Source organism: Allomesorhizobium camelthorni (assembly GCF_011045125.1).
Classification (GTDB): Bacteria; Pseudomonadota; Alphaproteobacteria; order Rhizobiales; family Rhizobiaceae; genus Allomesorhizobium; species Allomesorhizobium camelthorni.
Genome location: NZ_JAAKZF010000239.1, coordinates 1 through 1,475 on the forward strand (window position 1 = coordinate 1; position 1,475 = coordinate 1,475).

The window sequence follows — 1,475 nt, forward strand, 5'->3', positions numbered from 1 at the left end:
ATTGTGTTGAAGAAGTCGGGTTCGAAGCCGATGGGAGAGCTTGTTCAAGGCGTCGCGATTGGAGTCGAAGCGGCCTTTTCGTCCTAAGTGGCCGGGACCGCTGTCCGGATCGTGCAGATCTTGGCCAATTTCCTGAGGTTCTGGGCGATGGCGGCGAGGTGGAACTCATCGCGGGCGCCACAAGGGCCGCGCAATCGCAATCGATCGAGCTTCAGGATGCGCTTGAGGTGCGCGAACAGCATCTCCACCTTCTTCCGCTGATAGCGTGAGGTTTGGTAGGCATCGGTCTTGGCGATATCGCGGGCCATGTCGCGCGCGCCCTCATAGATGGAACGCGTCACCTTGCGCGCCGGCGCCTTCGGACAGCACCGTGGCTTCAGTGCACAGGCGTCGCAGTCGTGCTTGCTCGCCCGATAGCCCAGCGTACCATCCTTGTTAACGCCGTCCCGCGGTCTCTTGAAGGGCCGGCGATAGAGCTTGAGAAGCTTTCCGCCCGGGCAGCGATAGCTGTCGCTTGCATGATCGTAGATGAAGTCCTCGCGTGAGAAGGTACCATCCTTACGCTTGGACTTGTCGAAGACCGGAATGTGCGGCTCGATCCCGCGTTCATGCACCAGCCAGTTGAGCATCTCGGCCGAACCGTAGCCAGTGTCGGCGATCAGCCGCTCCGGCCAGAGGCCGAGGTTGTCGTGGGTGCGCTCAATCATGGTCTTGGCGGCGGTCACCTCGGCCTGGCGCACGGCAGTCGAGGGCTCCACGTCAAGGATGATGGCGTGCTCCACGTCGATCAGATAGTTCGTGCAGTAGGCGTAGACGGCCGGGCCGCCCCAGGAGGCGGTCCATCGCGCGGCGGGATCGACCGGCGAGACGAACTTGGGCTCGACCGGCGTGGCGGCTCCGAAGGCAGCATCGTCCAGGGTGGCGAGATATTCGGCCACGGCCCGCTTGGCCTCAGGCTTGAGTTCCTCGGCCGTTTCGATCCCGCGCTGGCGATGCGCATCGGCGACGATCATGCTGGCATCGACGGCGAAGCCTTCGCCGCCGACCAGGCCTTCCACCATGCAGCGACGGACGACGGTCTCGAACAGCTCGCGCAGCAGATCAGCATCGCGGAAGCGGCCATGGCGGGTCTTGGAGAAGGTTGAGTGGTCCGGCACATCGCCCTCGAGGCCCAGCCGGCAAAACCAGCGATAGGCCAGGTTCAGATGCACCTCTTCGCACAGCCGCCGCTCCGAGCGGATGCCGAAGCAGTAGCCGACGATCAACATGCGGATCAGAAGCTCGGGGTCGATCGAGGGGCGGCCGATCTGGCTGTAGTACGGTGCCAGATGCTGGCGGATGCCGGACAGATCAACGAAGCGATCGATGGCCCTGAGCAGGTGGTCCGCCGGCACATGACGCTCCAGGCTGAAGCCGTAGAACAGCTCCTCCTGCATCACACTCTGCTCGCCCATCATCGACTCAATCTCCCTCTA

At 63.3% G+C, this 1,475-nt stretch carries 1 protein-coding gene; it reads right to left on the minus strand.

The window, feature by feature from the left end; all coding sequences use genetic code 11:
* Positions 1–83: 83 nt before the first annotated feature.
* Positions 84–1,457, minus strand: coding sequence for a transposase (locus tag G6N73_RS35580; protein ID WP_165034526.1), 1,374 nt, complete (start codon positions 1,455–1,457; stop codon positions 84–86).
* Between the last annotated feature and the right edge of the window lie 18 nt (positions 1,458–1,475).

Bases quoted from the DNA above. Each gene is read 5' to 3' on its own strand.
- G6N73_RS35580 (WP_165034526.1), bottom strand. From the start codon at position 1,457: ATGATGGGCGAGCAGAGTGTGATGCAGGAGGAGCTGTTCTACGGCTTC.